The sequence below is a fragment of the Chloroflexaceae bacterium genome, assembly GCA_025057155.1.
GTDB lineage: Bacteria > Chloroflexota > Chloroflexia > Chloroflexales > Chloroflexaceae > JACAEO01.
Genome location: JANWYD010000008.1, coordinates 220,868 through 237,122 on the forward strand (window position 1 = coordinate 220,868; position 16,255 = coordinate 237,122).

At 65.5% G+C, this 16,255-nt stretch carries 12 protein-coding genes; 4 read left to right on the forward strand and 8 right to left on the reverse strand.

The features are described 5' to 3' along the window. Nucleotides 1-32: 32 nt before the first annotated feature. From NZU74_09280 to NZU74_09295, 4 genes are all read right to left on the reverse strand, one after another. Nucleotides 33-437 (reverse strand): hypothetical protein, encoded by a 405-nt coding sequence (locus tag NZU74_09280; protein ID MCS6881513.1) that lies wholly within the window; start codon nucleotides 435-437, stop codon nucleotides 33-35. A gap of 133 nt (nucleotides 438-570) precedes the next feature. Beyond that, on the reverse strand, nucleotides 571-1,233 hold the full coding sequence (locus tag NZU74_09285; GenBank protein MCS6881514.1) for a cytochrome c family protein: 663 nt from the start codon (nucleotides 1,231-1,233) through the stop codon (nucleotides 571-573). Between the two features lie 97 nt (nucleotides 1,234-1,330). Beyond that, the gene (locus NZU74_09290) at nucleotides 1,331-1,927 is read right to left on the reverse strand and encodes a cytochrome c (protein ID MCS6881515.1); all 597 of its coding nucleotides are present in this window, start codon (nucleotides 1,925-1,927) and stop codon (nucleotides 1,331-1,333) included. Nucleotides 1,928-2,032: 105 nt separating this feature from the next. Further along, the gene (locus tag NZU74_09295; protein ID MCS6881516.1) at nucleotides 2,033-5,176 is read right to left on the reverse strand and encodes a TAT-variant-translocated molybdopterin oxidoreductase; all 3,144 of its coding nucleotides are present in this window, start codon (nucleotides 5,174-5,176) and stop codon (nucleotides 2,033-2,035) included. Between the two features lie 752 nt (nucleotides 5,177-5,928). Here NZU74_09295 and rsgA point away from each other — a divergent pair. Beyond that, nucleotides 5,929-7,110, forward strand: coding sequence for a ribosome small subunit-dependent GTPase A (gene rsgA / locus NZU74_09300; GenBank protein MCS6881517.1), 1,182 nt, complete (start codon nucleotides 5,929-5,931; stop codon nucleotides 7,108-7,110). A gap of 112 nt (nucleotides 7,111-7,222) precedes the next feature. Here rsgA and NZU74_09305 read toward each other — a convergent pair whose 3' ends face one another. Further along, nucleotides 7,223-8,065 carry an MBL fold metallo-hydrolase gene (locus NZU74_09305; GenBank protein MCS6881518.1) on the reverse strand — a complete coding sequence of 281 codons (843 nt, stop codon included), beginning with the start codon at nucleotides 8,063-8,065 and terminating at the stop codon, nucleotides 7,223-7,225. Further along, nucleotides 8,062-8,976: an MBL fold metallo-hydrolase gene (locus tag NZU74_09310; GenBank protein ID MCS6881519.1), complete on the reverse strand. Its 915-nt coding sequence runs from the start codon at nucleotides 8,974-8,976 to the stop codon at nucleotides 8,062-8,064. The genes NZU74_09305 and NZU74_09310 overlap by 4 nt, the downstream gene beginning before the upstream one ends. Nucleotides 8,977-9,100: 124 nt before the next feature. Between NZU74_09310 and NZU74_09315 the strand changes: the two genes are divergently transcribed. Then, nucleotides 9,101-9,868 (forward strand): LLM class F420-dependent oxidoreductase, encoded by a 768-nt coding sequence (locus NZU74_09315; GenBank protein ID MCS6881520.1) that lies wholly within the window; start codon nucleotides 9,101-9,103, stop codon nucleotides 9,866-9,868. 74 nt (nucleotides 9,869-9,942) lie between these two features. Beyond that, nucleotides 9,943-10,722, forward strand: a complete 780-nt coding sequence (locus NZU74_09320) for a DUF429 domain-containing protein (protein ID MCS6881521.1) — start codon at nucleotides 9,943-9,945, stop codon at nucleotides 10,720-10,722. A gap of 52 nt (nucleotides 10,723-10,774) precedes the next feature. Here the strand turns inward: NZU74_09320 and NZU74_09325 are convergent, their stop codons facing one another. Next, nucleotides 10,775-12,106, reverse strand: coding sequence for a 2-oxo acid dehydrogenase subunit E2 (locus NZU74_09325; GenBank protein ID MCS6881522.1), 1,332 nt, complete (start codon nucleotides 12,104-12,106; stop codon nucleotides 10,775-10,777). Nucleotides 12,107-12,165: 59 nt separating this feature from the next. Further along, nucleotides 12,166-13,200, reverse strand: a complete 1,035-nt coding sequence (locus NZU74_09330) for an LCP family protein (protein MCS6881523.1) — start codon at nucleotides 13,198-13,200, stop codon at nucleotides 12,166-12,168. A 285-nt stretch (nucleotides 13,201-13,485) separates the two neighbouring features. Between NZU74_09330 and NZU74_09335 the strand changes: the two genes are divergently transcribed. After that, a complete protein-coding gene (locus tag NZU74_09335; protein ID MCS6881524.1) occupies nucleotides 13,486-16,233 on the forward strand; it encodes a hypothetical protein in 2,748 nt (915 codons plus the stop codon). The last annotated feature ends 22 nt before the right edge of the window (nucleotides 16,234-16,255 follow it).

Genomic DNA, 16,255 nt, shown 5'->3' on the forward strand with positions numbered 1-16,255 from the left:
TCCGTATGTGGTCGATCCAACAGGGATTGGTATTATTCCTCAAAGGGACGCACGCCCTTTTCCAGCAACAGTTCCATGGCCCGCTCGATCGGCACGTGGGCGATGCCCTGGCGCTGGTTAACCCAGCCGTAGGACTCCAGGCGCTCGGTCGCCTCGCGCACGATCCGCTCGCCGTCCACGGTGGGATCGGCCTCGATCCGCGGTCCCGGCGGAACCTGCGGCGAATTTACGTCCACTGCCTGGCTGGTGTCGCGCACCTGCGCGCCCGGAATGGTGACCAGGACCACGCCCACCAGGTACGCGAAGATAAGCAACCCGAAGACGCCAATGACAAAGATCCAGATCGGGCGCAAGGAGCGAATGTCCGCCAGTTCATAGCCTGCCGCCACGCTCTCGGCGGCGGCGCCCGGCGTTGCTTCGTGACCGTGATGAGCCATCGGTGTGTCCCTCTAATGCGATTTTGGATTGCGGATTTTCGATCTTGGGATTTAGTCTACGACATTTTGGACAAAGTCTTTCGCAGAGGTCGGGCCTTTCCGAGCTTTCCCTACGAAGTTGCCCGGGTCTGCATTAGCGATGACAGACATAACAGTTCGTCAGGCGTCCGTCGGTCGGTATCTGGTACGCTTCCACGAGTTGCAACCGCTCCGCCAGGGGCAGCGAGAGCGGATCGAAGGCCATGTTGAAAACCTCATCGCGCGGGCGCACGTTATCCTCGGGGTTGCGGTGGCAGCCCAGGCACCAGCCCATGTACAGCGGCTGGGCCTTGGCGGCCAGGTGCTGCTGATCAATACGCCCGTGACAGGAGGCGCAGCCAATGCCCTTGGCGACGTGGACGCTGTGGTTGAAGTAGACAAAATCGGGCAGGTCGTAGATCCGCCGCCAGAGAATAGGGTCACCCGTGCGGTAGCTGTCGCGTACCGGCTGGAGCAGAGGGCTGTTCGTCCACACCTGCGAGTGGCAGGACATACAGGTGTCCGTCGAGGGGAATCCGGCGTGAGCGGCGCGCTCGACCGTCGCGTGGCAGTAGCGACAATCAATCTTCAACTGGTCCACGTGGTGCTTGTGGCTGAACGGCACCGGCTGAGCCTTGGGCACGCCCACGTCCGTGTACCAGGGTGAGAGGTACAGCCCGACCATAGCGGCCACGGTGGCGCCAATCAGCGCCACCAGGCCGATGATGCTCACCCAGACGACCGCGTTGGCGTTGCGCGGGAAGATCTGTGCAGACATGGGCTAACTCTCTAGATTGCGGATGTTGGATTTGCGATTCTGGATTGCCGATTGGCGGCGACGTACCTGGATGCGAGCGACTCTGAAGGCCCTTGCTCTACCGCACCCCCAACTGTTGCCGTTCTTCGGTGGTCAGGTCGTTGACATCGGCGTACTGGCTCAACTGCAGCGCCCGCACATAGGCCGCCACTGCCCAGCGATCCTCGGGCGGGATACGGGCGGCGTAGCTGTACATCCGGTTGATGCCGTTGGTGATCACGTCGAAAAAGTAGCCGATTGCCACTGTGCGCAGCCGCTCCTGGTGCAGACTGGGCACCTGCATCTCGCCGCGGTAGGCGATGACGCCATTGCCGTCGCCAGTCAGCCCATGGCAAGGCGCGCAGAAGGCGTTGTAGCGCGTGCGCCCGTGCTCGAGCAGTTCGGCGGTCAGTTCCATCGGCAGTTCGGTGGCCAGTTCGCCATTAACCTTGCCGGTCAGCAGCGGCGAGTCAGGATCGAAGCTGCCCATCGGCACCGTGTTCTCGACCGGGGGGCGCATGGCTCGCTGATCCCTGAAGAACGTGCTGGTCTGGTTTGGCTGATAGCGAGGCTGGTCGTACATGTCAACGTGGCAGGCGACCAGCAGCAGGCACAGCGGCAACCAGGCCATCCGCGCCACACGCGAGCCGATCCGTATGCGAGAAGGTTGTGCCATGACTGCGCTTTCCAGTTATACCAGTTCCTGTTGCATACCGTGCACGCGCATCATCGCCCGGTGTTATGTTGTACGGCAATCCAAAATCCGCGATCCGAAATGGCATTACTCTTCGCCATGCTCGGGCGCCAGGGCCGGATTGGGGTTCCATATCCGCGCCAGGTAACTCGTGCGCGGCAGGGTGTTAAGCAGGCCGAGCACCGTGTAGTTGTGCGGCTGCGCTTTGAGCTTCGTCACCTTGCTCTCCGGGTTGTTGATGTCGCCGAAGATGATCGCCTGGGTCGGGCAGACCTGCTGGCAGGCGGTGACCACCTCGCCATCCTCGATCAGGCGGTTCCCCTGCACCTTGGCCTTCGTCCGCACTTCGACGATGCGCTGGATGCAGTAGCTGCACTTCTCCATCACGCCCCGGTTGCGCACCGTCACCTCAGGGTTGCGCATCAGCTTCAGGCTCGGCGTCTCCAGATCCTGGTACTGGAAGAAGTTGAAGCGGCGCACCTTGTAGGGGCAGTTGTTGGAGCAGTACTTGGTGCCCACGCAGCGGTTGTAGACCATGTTGTTGAGGCCCTCGGCATCGTGGACAGTGGCGGCCACCGGGCAGACCAGTTCGCACGGGGCCTGCTCGCAGTGCTGACAGGTCATGGGCATCATGTAGGTCTCAGGATTGTCGAAGTTGGCCCCGGCGAAGTAGCGGTCAATGCGGATCCAGTGCATCTCGCGGCCACGGGCGACTTCGCTCTTGCCCACGATGGGAATGTTGTTTTCGGCCTGACAGGCGACCACGCAGGCATTGCAGCCGATGCAGGCGGTCAGGTCAATGGTCATGCCCCACTGGTTGCCTACCGAGTAATCAAAACCGGGCAGGTTGCCGGGCAGCAGGCTGATGTAACCCTCGGTGCCCGGGCCGGGGGTCTCCTTGCCGTACTCCTCCAGGTAGACCTCGCGGGAGATGTGTTTGGGATCGGCCTTGAAACGTTCAAACTCCCCGGCGCGCACGATGTCGCGCCCCTGGAGCGTCCAGTGGTCCTGCGTGCTGACCAGGGGGTAGGTCCCGCCGGGCACGCTCACCTCCACCTGGCCACTGAACCAGGGCGCCTCGCTGGTGCGCAGGGCGTAGGTGTTGAAGCCCGTGTTGGCCGCCACGCGACCGGCCTCTTCGCCGCGGCCGTAGCCCAGGGTGACGGTGATGGTGTTCTCGGCGTGCCCCGGCACGATCCAGATCGGCATGGTGAGGGCGCGGCCCTGGTGGCGCAGTTCGATCAACGTGCCGTTGGCGCGGCTCAACCGCTCCAGGGCCCACTGGCTGGATTCATTGTCGGGCGAGGCCAGGTCCTCGAGGGTGAAGGGCAGGTTCAGCAGCCGGATGGCCGTGCCGGGGCTGACCAGGGCCGCGTTATCCCAGGTGAGCTTGGTCATGGGGCGCGGCAGTTCCTGGAGCCAGCCGTTGTTGGCGTAGCGGCCATCCCAGATCGCCGGGTCGGGGCGGAAGATCAGTTCCAGGCCCTCGCTGGCGGGCGGCAGGCTGTAGGTGACATCGGCGCGCGGGGTGACGGTCCGGGCGGGCAGGGCGGTGCCGGGTACCACGCCGTTGTTCAGGCTGCCCCGGAAGAAGTTGTCGAACTCCGTCCCCTCCAGGCCGCTCTGCTGCTGCCAGTAGGCGCGCACCAGGTCATAGGGCGTCTGGCCGCTCTGGCCAAGCATCACCGCCAGCAGTTCGTGGGCGGTGCGCGCGCCGTAGAGGGGCAGGATCAGCGGCTGAATAATCGTCGCCGTGCCGTCATAGGCGCGAATGTCGCTCCAGTTCTCCAGTGTGTGACACAGGGGAATGAACCAGTCGGCCAGGACGGCGGTTTCGTCGTTGTAGTAGTTGAGCGCGGCCTTGAATTTCGCCTTGCTCATCGCGTCGGCGAAGTTCAGGTCTGCCGGGGCGGTAAAGACGGGGTTAGAGTCGATGATTACCAGCACCTCGACCGCGCCGGCATTCAGGTCGTTCACCAGGTCGCGCAGGGCGGCGATCTGGTCGCCGGGGCGGGCCGCCACTGCGTCGGTGTACTCCACGGTAACGCCCACCGCGTCGAGGGCCGCGTTGATGGCGTGGGCCAGGGCATGCACTACCGGCGGCTGCCACTCGCCGACCACCACCACCCCTGCGGAGCCGGCCGCCCGCAGGTCGGCGATCAGCGCGTCGAGGAACGGGCGCACCTCCTCAGGCAGCGTGACGCGGGGGGCGTTGGGCACGCCGAGGGACGCGGCGATGTAGGCCGCCGCCGCGCCGACCGCGCCGGCCTTGAGCCGCAGGCGATGATCAGCGACCACGCCTGTGTTCGAGAATACCGGCTCGATGGCGTAGAGCCGGCTGATCTCGGTAGTATCCTTGAGCACGCGCCGGCGGCTGATCCAGTCGCGGGCGTACCGCGCCCGCGCCGCCGGGTCCTGCAACACGTCGCTGTCGAGGGAGACAATCACCCGCGCCCGGTCGAGGCGGTAGCGCGTCTCTACCACCTCGCCAAAGGCCAGCCGCGCGCCCTCGTAGGTGTTCGAGCGCCCCACGGGGTCGTACTGCACCCACTTCGCGCCGGGGAAAGTGGCAAGCAATTCCTCGAGCTGGGCCGCCAGGGTCGGAGAGGTGACCGTCGAGGTCAACACGCGCAGGCCCTGACCCTGCAAGCCCCGCTGCAACTGCATCACCTGGCCGAAGGCGAGGAGAAACTGTTCCCAGGTGCTGATTCGCCCACTGTTGAGGACCGTCTCGGGCCGGTCGGGGTCGTAGAGCTGGAGGATCTCGGCCTGGGCGAACAGGTCGGTGGCGCCCAGACTGGCGGGATGGTTGGGATTGCCCTCGATCTTGATCGGGCGCCCGTCGTAATTCTTGACCGCCACGCCAAGGCCAAAGCCCTCGAAGCTGGTGGCCGTCGCATAGTAGAGGGGAATGCCTGGTTCCTGATTGTGCGGCGCGCGGGCGAAGGGGGCCACCAGTTCCTGAGGCTGTTTGATGGCGAAAGTGCACCCGGAGAGGCCCGCCAGCGCCAGCGACGCGCCCATCAGCTTGAGGAAAGTGCGCCGAGTGACGGGATCGGCTGACAGTTCGGCGGCCCCGGCGGGAAACTCGCGGCGCAGCAACTCCTGAAATGCGGGCGTATCGGCCAGTTCGTCAAGCGAACGCCAGAACTGCTTGCCACGGACGGCTTGCAAACGAGCACGGACGGCGCGGATCTCTTGCTCGGTCGCGTGAAGGGTGTTGTCACTCATCGACGGCAGCCAGACTAGACAGGGCAACAGCGGGCATCGGCGCGGTAGTTTGTGATTTCTGGAACGAGCTTGCTCTCCCGGATTATACCAGCCCTGTGACCTCTGGTGACAGCGGAAAAGATACCCGTTAAGCCTGATTGATCTACCTGTGAGGAATAGAAGTGCAACAGCAGCGTGGTCGGGCGGACGCGGAGCGAGGGGAGCGCGCGGTTGCGTCAGGATGCTTTCTTTTGCAAGGCGATTGTAGCACACCGGCGCGGGAGGCTGCAAGTCGGGATGGCCGGATAGGGTTCACAGCTACCCAGACCCGTACTCGCCACAGAGAGCGCGGAGGGTTGGAATAAGCCCGGCCCCCACGCTCCGCTGCGTGCGCCGGGGTAAGCCTGAACAACTGCTTCGGGCGAAAGTCTGAGCGGGGGTGTGACGAAAAGTTCTGCACGTTCCCCTTCGCCCGGCGGCTGAAGCCGCGGGCGAACGTCCTGCGAAGCCGGCCTGCGCCGGCTTCAGCAGGCTACGGAGGCAGCCTTCGCAAGGCTAGCCGGAGCCTTCCAGGCTCCCGGCGGGCCGGTGGGCTGCGGCAAGTGCAGAGCTTTTCGTTACACCCTCCAAGCGGCCTGCGGTTGACAATGCCCTGGCAGCGTGCTATCCTTTGCCGTTATGAACAGTACCGGCGTCGGTCTTGCCGGCGGGCGCTTTGCAGCCCGATCCGGCAGCGTCGCCCACGCTCTCACCCGAGGAGTCGGCTTGCCCACATGGTGCATGTTCAGGAGCCAATCAGCGCTCCAGATGCGCGAGCATACGGCTGTGGGCAGCTAACCAGCGCCCACAGCCGCTTCAGTTTCTCAGCCATGTTTCCGATCAGCTCGACTGTCGGCTCTACGTTGCCACGCCTCCACATCGCCACGCCTCCACAGGCCGCTCAGGCGAAGCGGCGGAGCGACGGTCCGATAATTTCCGGCATAGCCGCGGGCGAGGCGAATGTGGTAACGCAGGATGTTAGCGCTCCGCCCGTGCCCGACCGCCCCGGACGCCTGGTCGGCATCGTGCTCCGCGCCCAGAGCGGCTTCTTCCGCGTGCAGACCGAGACGGGCCTGGTGGAGTGCACCCTGCGGGGCCGCTTGAAGAAGGAGCGCCAGCAGACCGATATCGTGGTCATCGGCGATCAGGTGGAGATCAGCCTGGTTGCTCCGGGGCGGGGGGCCATCGAGGCGGTCCTGCCGCGGCGCACTCGCCTGGCCCGGCGTGCTGCAGGCCCCCGTGGCGCTTACAAGGAAGATGTGCTGGTCGCCAATGTGGACCAGGTGCTGCTCGTCTTTGCCTGCGATGCGCCGCCTTTCACCCCGCGCATGCTCGACCGCTATCTGGTGATCTGCGAGCACAGCGGGTTGGAGGCGGTGATCGTCGCCACCAAAGTCGATCTGGTGGGCCTGGAGCGGGCGCGCGCGCTGTTTGCCCCCTATGCCCGTATTGGCTATCCGGTGATCTACGCCTCGATTGTGAGCGGCGTGGGCATTGACGAAGTGCGCGCGCTCCTCGACGGAAAGATCAGCGTCGTCACCGGCAAGTCGGGAGTGGGCAAATCGAGCCTGTTGAATGCCGTACAGCCAGGCCTGAACCTGGCGACCGGGGCGGTAAGCGCCCAGTTGAACAAGGGGCGCCACACCACTACCGTCGCCGAACTGATCCCCCTCGCCTCTCCCGGCGGCGGCTACGTCGCCGACACGCCCGGCATCCGCGAGATCGGTCTGTGGCAGTTGTCCCCGGAGGATCTGGACTGGTGCTTCCGCGAGATGCGGCCCTTCCTGGGGAACTGTTTCTTCGCCGGGTGCACCCACGTGCACGAGCCTGACTGCGCGGTGCGCGCCGCCGTTGCAGCAGGCGCCATCAGCCCGGAACGCTACGAGAGCTATGTGCGCCTGCGCGAGGAAGCGTAGCGCCGTTCCTTAGTTATACCGGTTCCGGTTGAATGGAGTGCATGCGCATCATCACCAGGTCGCATTGAGAGCACGGCAATCCCAAATCCCAAATCCCAGATCCGAAATAACCTTACACCTCCACCACTACTCCCTCACGGGCGGCTTCGAGTTCGAGTCGTCGCCCCCCTACGGCCAGTTCGCCACGGCAGCGCGTCACCAGCGCGTCCAGTTCATCGTCGGTGCGGGTCGGCGCATGGTGGTAGAGATATAGCCGCCGGACCCCCGCTTCCAGCGCCAGTTCGATGGCGTCTTCCACCCGGCTGTGACCGGGATCGCACGCGATCTCGCCGCGCAGGTAGGGCGCGCTGTGGATGAGCACCTCGGCGTCGCGCGCGAAGTGCGCCGCCTCGCGCCAGATGGCATCGTCGGCGTAACGGGCGTCGGTGATGTAGACCAGCGCCCGCCCGCTCTCCTCCACCCGGTAGGCCCAGATTGGCGAGCAGGCGCGTTGCGACAGCGGCATCGCCCGCACCGTCAACTCGCCGACCTGAAACGGCTCGGCTGAGACGGGATGGAAGGTATGAGTGGCGGCGATATGCGCCAGGCCGAAGACCGGGGAGTAGACCGGGGCAAGCATGTTGTCATAGATCATTTCCAGCGATCCACGGGCGCTGTCGGGGCCGTAGATCCGCAGGCGGTTGCCAGGAATGTGCACGATCCCCGGAAAAGGCAGTCCAAGGAAATGATCCCAGTAGGTGTGGGTGATGAGTACGGTCAACTCGCCGCGCCCGTAGCGGAAGCCGGCGTCCAGCAGCGCGGCGCCCAGCTGGCAAAACCCGGTGCCGCTGTCGAGGGCCAGCAACTCGCCGCCGGCGCCGCGCACCGACACACAGCAGGTATTGCCGCCGTAGCGCAGGAAGGCCGCGCCGGGCGTGGGCACATAGCCGCGCACGCCCCAGAATTGCGCCTTCACCGGTCTCCCCCTTTCGACAACCGGCGCCCTTCCGCCGCCGCGCTTATGGCCAGGCCGGGCCGGGCCGCCGCCTGCTGCGCGGCGACAATCGCGTCAAGTTCCGCGTCGCTCCGAGACGGGTCGTGGTGGAAAAGCAGCAACTCCCGCACCCCCGCCGCCTCGGCGATCTCGCGAGCCTGGCCGGCGGTGCCGTGCCCCCAGTGGGGAAAACGGGCATACTCCTGGTCAGTAAACTGCGCGTCGTAGAGCAGCCAGTCAGCCCCCTGCGCCAGTTCGATCACGCGCGCGCGCATCTCGGCCAGGACGCGCGCCTCGGCCCTGCTGGTCGCGCCGGGCGCGCCGGTCCACTCAATGCGTTCGTCGCCGAACAGCACGGTGTGGAAGGGGCCGGTGTCGGGAACGAACACCAGCGCCTCCCCATCGCTCTCAAGACGGTAGGCCAGGGCGCGATAAGGGTGATTGGCCTGGGCGGTGCGCACCTGCACGGGGCCAAGCTCGAACGCGCCGCCCACGTGGATCTCGTGGAAGCGCAACTCGGCGCGCAGATCCTCCAGACCGACCGGAAAGAGCGGATCGCCAAGGGCATTGGCGATGGTGGTCCGCAGTGTGACCTGGGTGCGGTTCAGCCCGTAGATGTTCAACTGCCAGCCCGCGGCGTAGATGGGGGCGAAGAACGGAAAGCCAATGATGTGATCCCAGTGGGTGTGGGTAATCAACAGGTCCAGTTGGTGTGGCGCGTCTGGTTCCCGCATTAGCGCCTCGCCCAGCAGGCGCATCCCCGTGCCAGCGTCGAGAATAATGCAGCGGTTTTCGGCGCGCACCTCCACGCAGGTGGTGTTGCCCCCGTAGCGCAACACATCGGCCCGGGCCACGGGATACGAGCCGCGGGTGCCCCAGATTCGCGCGAACATGGTTGGACTGCTCCGGTGAACGCGATACAACCCTCGTTAAGCGCACGGCGCACAACCTCACTGCTGCTCATACGCCTATCTGGTATGATACCATCGCAAGATGACAGTCTGGAAAGGAACCGGCATGCCGCGCATTCGCATCGGGGTGCAATTCCACCCGCAGCATACTACGTGGGAGTCGTTTGCCGCCGCCGTGCGCCACGCCGAGGCGCTGGGGGTTGACACCGTCTGGAACTGGGATCACTTCTTTCCGCTCTACGGTAATCCCCAGGGCAACCACTTCGAGGCCTGGACCTTGCTGACGGCCATGGCGATGATCACCTCGCGCGTCGAGGTCGGCTGCCTGGTGACCTGCAACAGTTACCGCAATCCGGCCCTGCTCTCGAATATGGCCAAGACAGTGGATCACATCTCCGGCGGGCGGCTCATCCTGGGGATGGGCGCGGGGTGGTTCGAACGGGATTACCGCGAGTACGGCTACCCGTTCGGCGCCGCCGCCGAGCGCCTGCGGGCGCTGCAGGAGGCCCTCCCGATCATTAAGCGGCGCTGGGAGATTGACGCGCCTCCGCCCACCCGTCCGATCCCCATCCTTATCGGCGGCGGAGGCGAGAAGATCACCCTGCGACTGGTCGCCCGCTATGCGCAGATGTGGCACAGTTTCAGCACCCTGGCCACCATCGGGCACAAGAGCGCTGTGCTCGAGCGCTGGTGCGCCGAGATCGGGCGCGATCCACGGGAGATCGAGCGCAGCGTCACCCCGCGGCCCGGTGAGAGCCTGGAGGCCTATGTGGCGGCCGGGGTGACGCACTTTATCTTCGGGATGGGCGAACCCTGGGATTTCGCGCCGGTTGAAGCGGCCCTGCGCTGGCGCGAGGCGCGGGGCGCTGGTTAACGATTTTGGATTTTGGATTTCGGACTTCCAGGCGGCCTGGCCGCCCAGACTCACCTTCCAGGGCCGGCGTTATCATGGTCTCCAGCGCAGGTTCTCCAATCACCGCATACATTGGCATTGATCTGGCCTGGTCGGAGCGCAACCAGAGCGGCGCGGCATGTCTGACGGGCGACCCGGCAGGCGCGGCGCTGGTGGCGCCCCCGGAACTGCTGGACGACCTCGAGGCGATCGTGGCCTACGTGGAGCGGCATGCGGAGGCCGGCCCGGCGATTGTCGCCGTGGACGCCCCGCTGCTCGTGCCCAACTACAGCGGGCGCCGTCCGGCCGATGCCGCCCTCAGCGCGGCCTTCCGGCGCTACGAGGCCGGAGCGCACCCCGCCAATCGGCGCCTGCTCGCCCGCAACGGCGTGGTGCGCGGCGAACGACTGGTCGCGATGCTGGAGGGCAGAGGCTTCCGCCATGTTGAGCGTATTGACGCCGGGGTAAACGGCCGGCTGATTACCGAGGTCTTTCCCCATCCGGCGATGATCGCCATCTTTGGCCTGGAGCGGAGCCTCAAGTACAAGGCCCGTCCGGGCCGCTCGACGACGCTGCGCCTGGCCGAATGGCGGCGCTACCAGACGCACCTTGCCGCCCTGAGGGACGCCGACCCGCCCCTGCGCGGCCACGAGGCGTTTGCGCAAACCGATGTAGCCTCATTCAACGGGTGCGCGCTCAAGGCTTACGAAGACCGCATGGACGCGCTCATGTGCGCCTACATCGCCCTCTATGCCCACCGCTGGGGCGCAGCCCGCTGCCGCACCTTCGGTGATCTGCGCGAGGGCTACATTTTTACCCCCGTGCCGGAGTGGTAGCGTCGTGCCATCCGCCCCGCCCAATCCAAAATCCGCAATCCGAAATCCAAAATCACATGCCTTCCAGCGCCGCCTTGACCGCTGCCAGAAAGGCGTCGGCAGTCGCTCCATCGGCGACGCGGTGGTCAAAAGTGAGGGAGAGGTAGCACATCGGCTTGATCGCGATCGCGTCCACCCCGTGCTGCGTCACCACCACCGGGCGCTTGACAATCGCCCCCACGCCGAGGATGGCCGCCTGAGGCTGATTGATGATCGGTGTGGCGAAGAGGCTGCCGCTGACGCCATGGTTGGTAATGGTGAAGGTGCCGCCCTGGGTCTCGTCGGGTGTCAGGCGCCGGGTGCGCGCCCGCTCGGCCAGGTCGTTGATGATGCGCGCCAGGCCCAGCAGGTTCTTTTCGTCGGCGTCGCGTATGACCGGTACAAGCAGGCCCTCGTCGAGGGCCACGGCCACCCCGATGTGGATGCGCCGGTTGAGCATGATGCCTGCCTCGGTAAACCGGCCGTTCATCACCGGCGTCTGCCGCAACCCGGCAACGGCGGCCTGCACAAAGTAGGGCGTAAAGGTCAGCCGCACGCCCTGGCGCTCGAAGGCCGCCTTGTTGGCTTCCCGGTGGGCCGCCACCCGGCTCAGGTCGGCCTCCATCACCGTGGTCACGTGCGGCGCCGTCCGCACCGAGCGCTCCATGTGCTCGGCGATCGAGCGACGCATAGGCGTCAGCGGAACCAGTTCGACGTCTTCGGGCAGCGGTGTCGCGGCTACGGGCGGCGGGGCGGGCGGCGGCGCGACCACCTGGGGGACCACAGGCGAGGGGGCGGGCGGCGGCGCGACCACCTGGGGGGCGGGAGCTGCGGGGGCTACGGGCGCCGGTGGTGCGGCGACCGGCGCCTCGGCCTGACGCGCCTCAAGGTAGCGCAGCACGTCCTGCTTGGTGACGCGCCCTCCCTGGCCCGTCCCGGGAATGCGCGCCAGATCGAGGCCATGTTCGGCCACCAGACGCGCCACTACCGGTGAGATAAACCCGCTTCGGGCCGTACCATCCGCCGTAGACGGGGCGACCGTGGGCCGAGGCGCTGCGGCTGGCGCGGGCGCGGTCACCGGCGCCGGTTGCTCCGCCGGGACCGCCGGCTGAACCAGACCGGCGGCTTCCTCAGGCGTGCCGATGCGGGCAATCACTGTGCCCACGCGCACCGTCTCGCCCTCGCCCACCAGGATCTCCAGCAGCGTCCCCGTCTCCGGCGCGGGCACCTCGGTGTCAACTTTATCGGTAATGACCTCCAGCAACGGCTCATACTTCGCCACCGTCTCGCCAGGTCGCTTCAACCAGCGGCCAATGGTTCCCTCAGTGACGCTTTCGCCCAGTTGGGGCATCTTGATCTCGATCACGTGAACACCCCGTATGTTCGCAAGTTGCAGGCCCGGTCAACCTGCCAGGCTGTCAGTTGCTACGCTTCCCCTGGTCCATAGAGCAACAACCGTGCGTAGCGTTCCATTACCCCGGGAAGCGGCGACAGGGCCACGCGGTCGTTATCCACGCCGAAGCGCACATCGGCCTCGGTGAAGGCGTAGCGCTCCACAGCGGCCGGATCGAGATCGCGCAGCGTCCAGACCAGTTCAAGCATGCGCTCGACCGGCATATCGGTTTGCACGTAGCCCACCAGGGCCGCGCTGACCCGCCGGGCCGCGAACCAGGTGGCCAGGTCGCCCCGCTCACGCAGGCGCTCGGCGATAGCGACCAGTACGGCCTGCTGACGCAGCCCGCGCTCGAAGTCGCTATCAGGGTGACGGATGCGGGCGTAGGCCAGCGCCGTCGCTCCGTCCATACGTTGCCGGCCCGCGGCGAAACGGACGGTCGTTACGCGATAGTCGGCGGTCGGAAACTGATGATCGACCAGCGGGCGCGGCACGTCCACAGTTACGCCGCCAAGGGCGTCAATAATTCCAGCGAAACCACGAAAGTCGGCCACCACCACATAATCAATCGGCGCCCCCAGCGCCTGGCTGACCGTGGCTCGCGCCAGGGCCAGGCCATTGCCGGGAGGCCCGTCGCGTTCGCCCCAGAGGTAGGCCGCATTGAGCCGGTTGTTGCCGTGGCCGGGGATAGCCACCCAGAGATCGCGGGGGAGCGACAGCAGCGCCACGCGCCTGCGGGCCGGGTCAATCCGCGCCACCAGCACCGCATCGCTGCGCGGGGTGACCTCCTGGCCGGGACGCCGGTCGGTGCCGAGGAGCAGCACAGTGACGGGCGCTGGAGCGCCGGGACGCGTCGGCGCCAGGGTGGGGAGCTGGAGCAGGCGAGCGCCTCCGACGCGGGATTCTTGCGGCGCCGGGGCCGGCGTGATGTGCAGCGCCGCCAGGTTGCGGCGCACCGCGAGCGCCTGCGCCGCTGCTCCCATTACGACGAGCGCCAAAACAAGAACGGCCCCCAGCCCGACCAGCGGCCAGAAGAAAGAGCGGACAGGGCGATCAGGGCGTGCCAACGCAGCTTCTCCATCCATTGGCCCGGCATCAACCGGATGCGGTGCGGCCTTCTGATTATACCGTCAGAATCGCTGCGACGCGTTGCGCCAATCGTGAGCCTCGCCTATACTGCGCGGTGACGTGCGGGACAGTTAAACAGTCAACGATAGTGGCGGAAGGGGTTTGAAGAAACCAGGTTTTCCCTCAGCCCCTTGCCTGCCAGGAGACAACGGGAAGGACGGCGCCCTCGTTGCAACATCGCTATGCGACGCGGCACGGGCGCCTGAGGTTAAGGAAAGACCATCATGCCGAAGTCTAAGACTGCCAAGACGCCCAGAGCAGGCGCCGAGCAGCAGCGGCTGCTCGAAGCGCGCGCCGGCAAGCCGTGGAAGCAGTGGGGGCCCTACCTGAGCGAACGCCAGTGGGGCACGGTTCGCGAAGACTACAGCGACGATGGTAACGCCTGGGGCTATTTCCCGCACGACCATGCTCGCTCACGGGCCTACAAATGGGGCGAAGACGGTCTTGCCGGGTTCTCCGATGACCGGCAGCGCCTGTGCTGGGCCCTGGCCCTCTGGAACGGCCAGGACCCGATCCTCAAGGAACGGCTCTTCGGTCTCACCAATCCCGAGGGCAACCATGGGGAAGACGTTAAGGAGTACTACTTCTACCTCGACAGCACGCCGACCCACTCCTGGATGCGCTTTCTTTACAAGTATCCCCAGGCCGCCTATCCTTACGCCGATCTCGTCAGAACCAATGCCACCCGTTCCTATCAGGAGCAGGAATACGAACTGATTGATACGGGCGTCTTCGATGACGACCGCTACTTCGATGTCTTCGTCGAATATGCCAAAGCCGCTCCCGATGACATTCTCATCCAGATCCAGGCCGTGAACCGCGGCCCCGACCCGGCCCCGCTTCACATCCTGCCGCAGCTCTGGTTCCGCGACACGTGGTGGCTGCACCCGGAGGCGCCCCGCCCGGTTGCGCGGGCCGTGGAAGGCCCTGCGGGCGCCAACGTGATCGAAGCCGTGCATCCCGAACTGGGCTCCTACTACCTCTATGCCGAAGGCGCACCCGCGCTCCTCTTCACTGAAAACGAGACCAACCGCGAACAGCTCTGGGGCGAACCCAACCCGCAACCCTACGTCAAAGACGCCTTCCATCGCTACATCATCTTCGGGCGCAATGAGGCGGTCAACCCCCACCAGACCGGCACCAAGAGCGCCGCCCACTACATATTCACCATCGCTCCGGGCGCCACCGAAACCGTGCGCCTGCGCCTGACCAGCGCCGCTCCGGCGAAGAACTTCCGACCCTTCGGCCCGGACTACGCCCAGGTCCTCGCCGCGCGGCAGACCGAGGCCGACGAATTCTACGCTGCCCTGACCCCGCCGGCGCTAAACGCCGACCAGGCCAGCGTTATGCGCCAGGCCCTGGCCGGCATGCTCTGGACCAAGCAGTACTACTTCTTCGACCTGGACACCTGGCTGCACGAGCACGACGCTAACCCTCTCAGCGGCGGCAAGCGCCACGTCCGCAACCGTGAGTGGGTGCATATGCTCAACGGGCAGATCATCTCCATGCCCGACAAGTGGGAATACCCCTGGTACGCCGCCTGGGATCTGGCCTTTCACACCCTGGCCCTCTCGGTCGTGGACCCAGATTTCTCGGAGGAGCAACTGCGCCTGATGCTGCGTGACGAGTACCTCCACCCCAACGGGCAGATCCCCGCCTACGAGTGGAACTTTGGCGACGTTAACCCCCCCGTCCACGCCTGGGCCACCCTCTTCAACTACACCCTGGATAAGCTCAAGGGCGAGGAGGATCGCCTCTTTCTCAAGACCGCCTTCACTCGTCTGCTGCTCAACTTCAACTGGTGGGTCAATCGCAAGGATCCGCAGGGCCGCAACCTCTTCAGCGGCGGGTTCCTCGGCCTCGACAACATTGGCGTCTTCGACCGCAGCGCTCCCCTGCCCACCGGCGGTCACCTCGAACAGGCCGACGGCACGGCCTGGATGGCCTTCTACAGCCAGAACATGCTCGAACTGGCGATCGAACTGGCCCGCTACGAGCCGGCCTTCGAGGATTTTATCCTCAAGTTTACCGGCCATTTCATGTACATCGCCGGCGCCATGGACCGTGTCGGCATCCACGGCGATGAACTCTGGGATGAAGCAGACGGCTTCTTCTACGACGTGCTGATACTGCCCGACGGGCGCGCCGAGCGCATCAAGGTGCTTTCGATGGTGGGGTTGTTGCCTCTGGCTGCCACGGCGGTCATTCCGGCGGAGGTGCTTGATCGCTTCCCCGCAGCGCTTGAGCGCATCCGGGGCTTTATGGCCAGGCATCCTGAATTGCTGGCCAACATCCACCCCCCGGGCCAGCCCGGCGTCAATGGACGCCGCCTGCTCGCCGTGGTCAATGAGCAAAAACTACGGCGCATCCTGGCCAAAATGTTCGACGAGAACCACTTTCTCAGTCCCTACGGCATCCGCTCGCTTTCACGCTACCATCTCGAACATCCGTATGTCTTTACCGTAGGCGATCAAGAATACCGGGTGCAGTACCTGCCGGCCGAGTCCGACAGCGGCATGTTTGGCGGCAACTCCAACTGGCGCGGCCCGATCTGGTTCCCCGTCAATGCCCTGCTGATCCGCGCGTTGCTCCAGTTCTATGCCTACTACGGTGATGATTTCACTATCGAGTTTCCAACCGGCTCAGGCAACTATGTCACCCTGTTCACCGCGGCCAGAGAGATCAGCGACCGGCTGGCGCGCATCTTCCTGCGCAATCAAGAGGGGCGGCGCCCGGTGTTTGGCGCCACCGAGAAGTTTCAGACCGACCCGCACTGGCGCGATCACATCCTGTTCTATGAGTATTTTCACGGCGACAACGGCGCCGGCATCGGCGCCAGCCACCAGACCGGCTGGACGGGCATTGTGGCGCGCCTGCTGCAAGCGTTTGGCTGGCTCCAGCCTGAGCACGTGCTCGCATATGGCCCCAGCGTGCTCGCCTACCCCTATGGATCTGTAACGGCGCAAAAGTAGTTCAAGCCAGTTGCTAACAGAC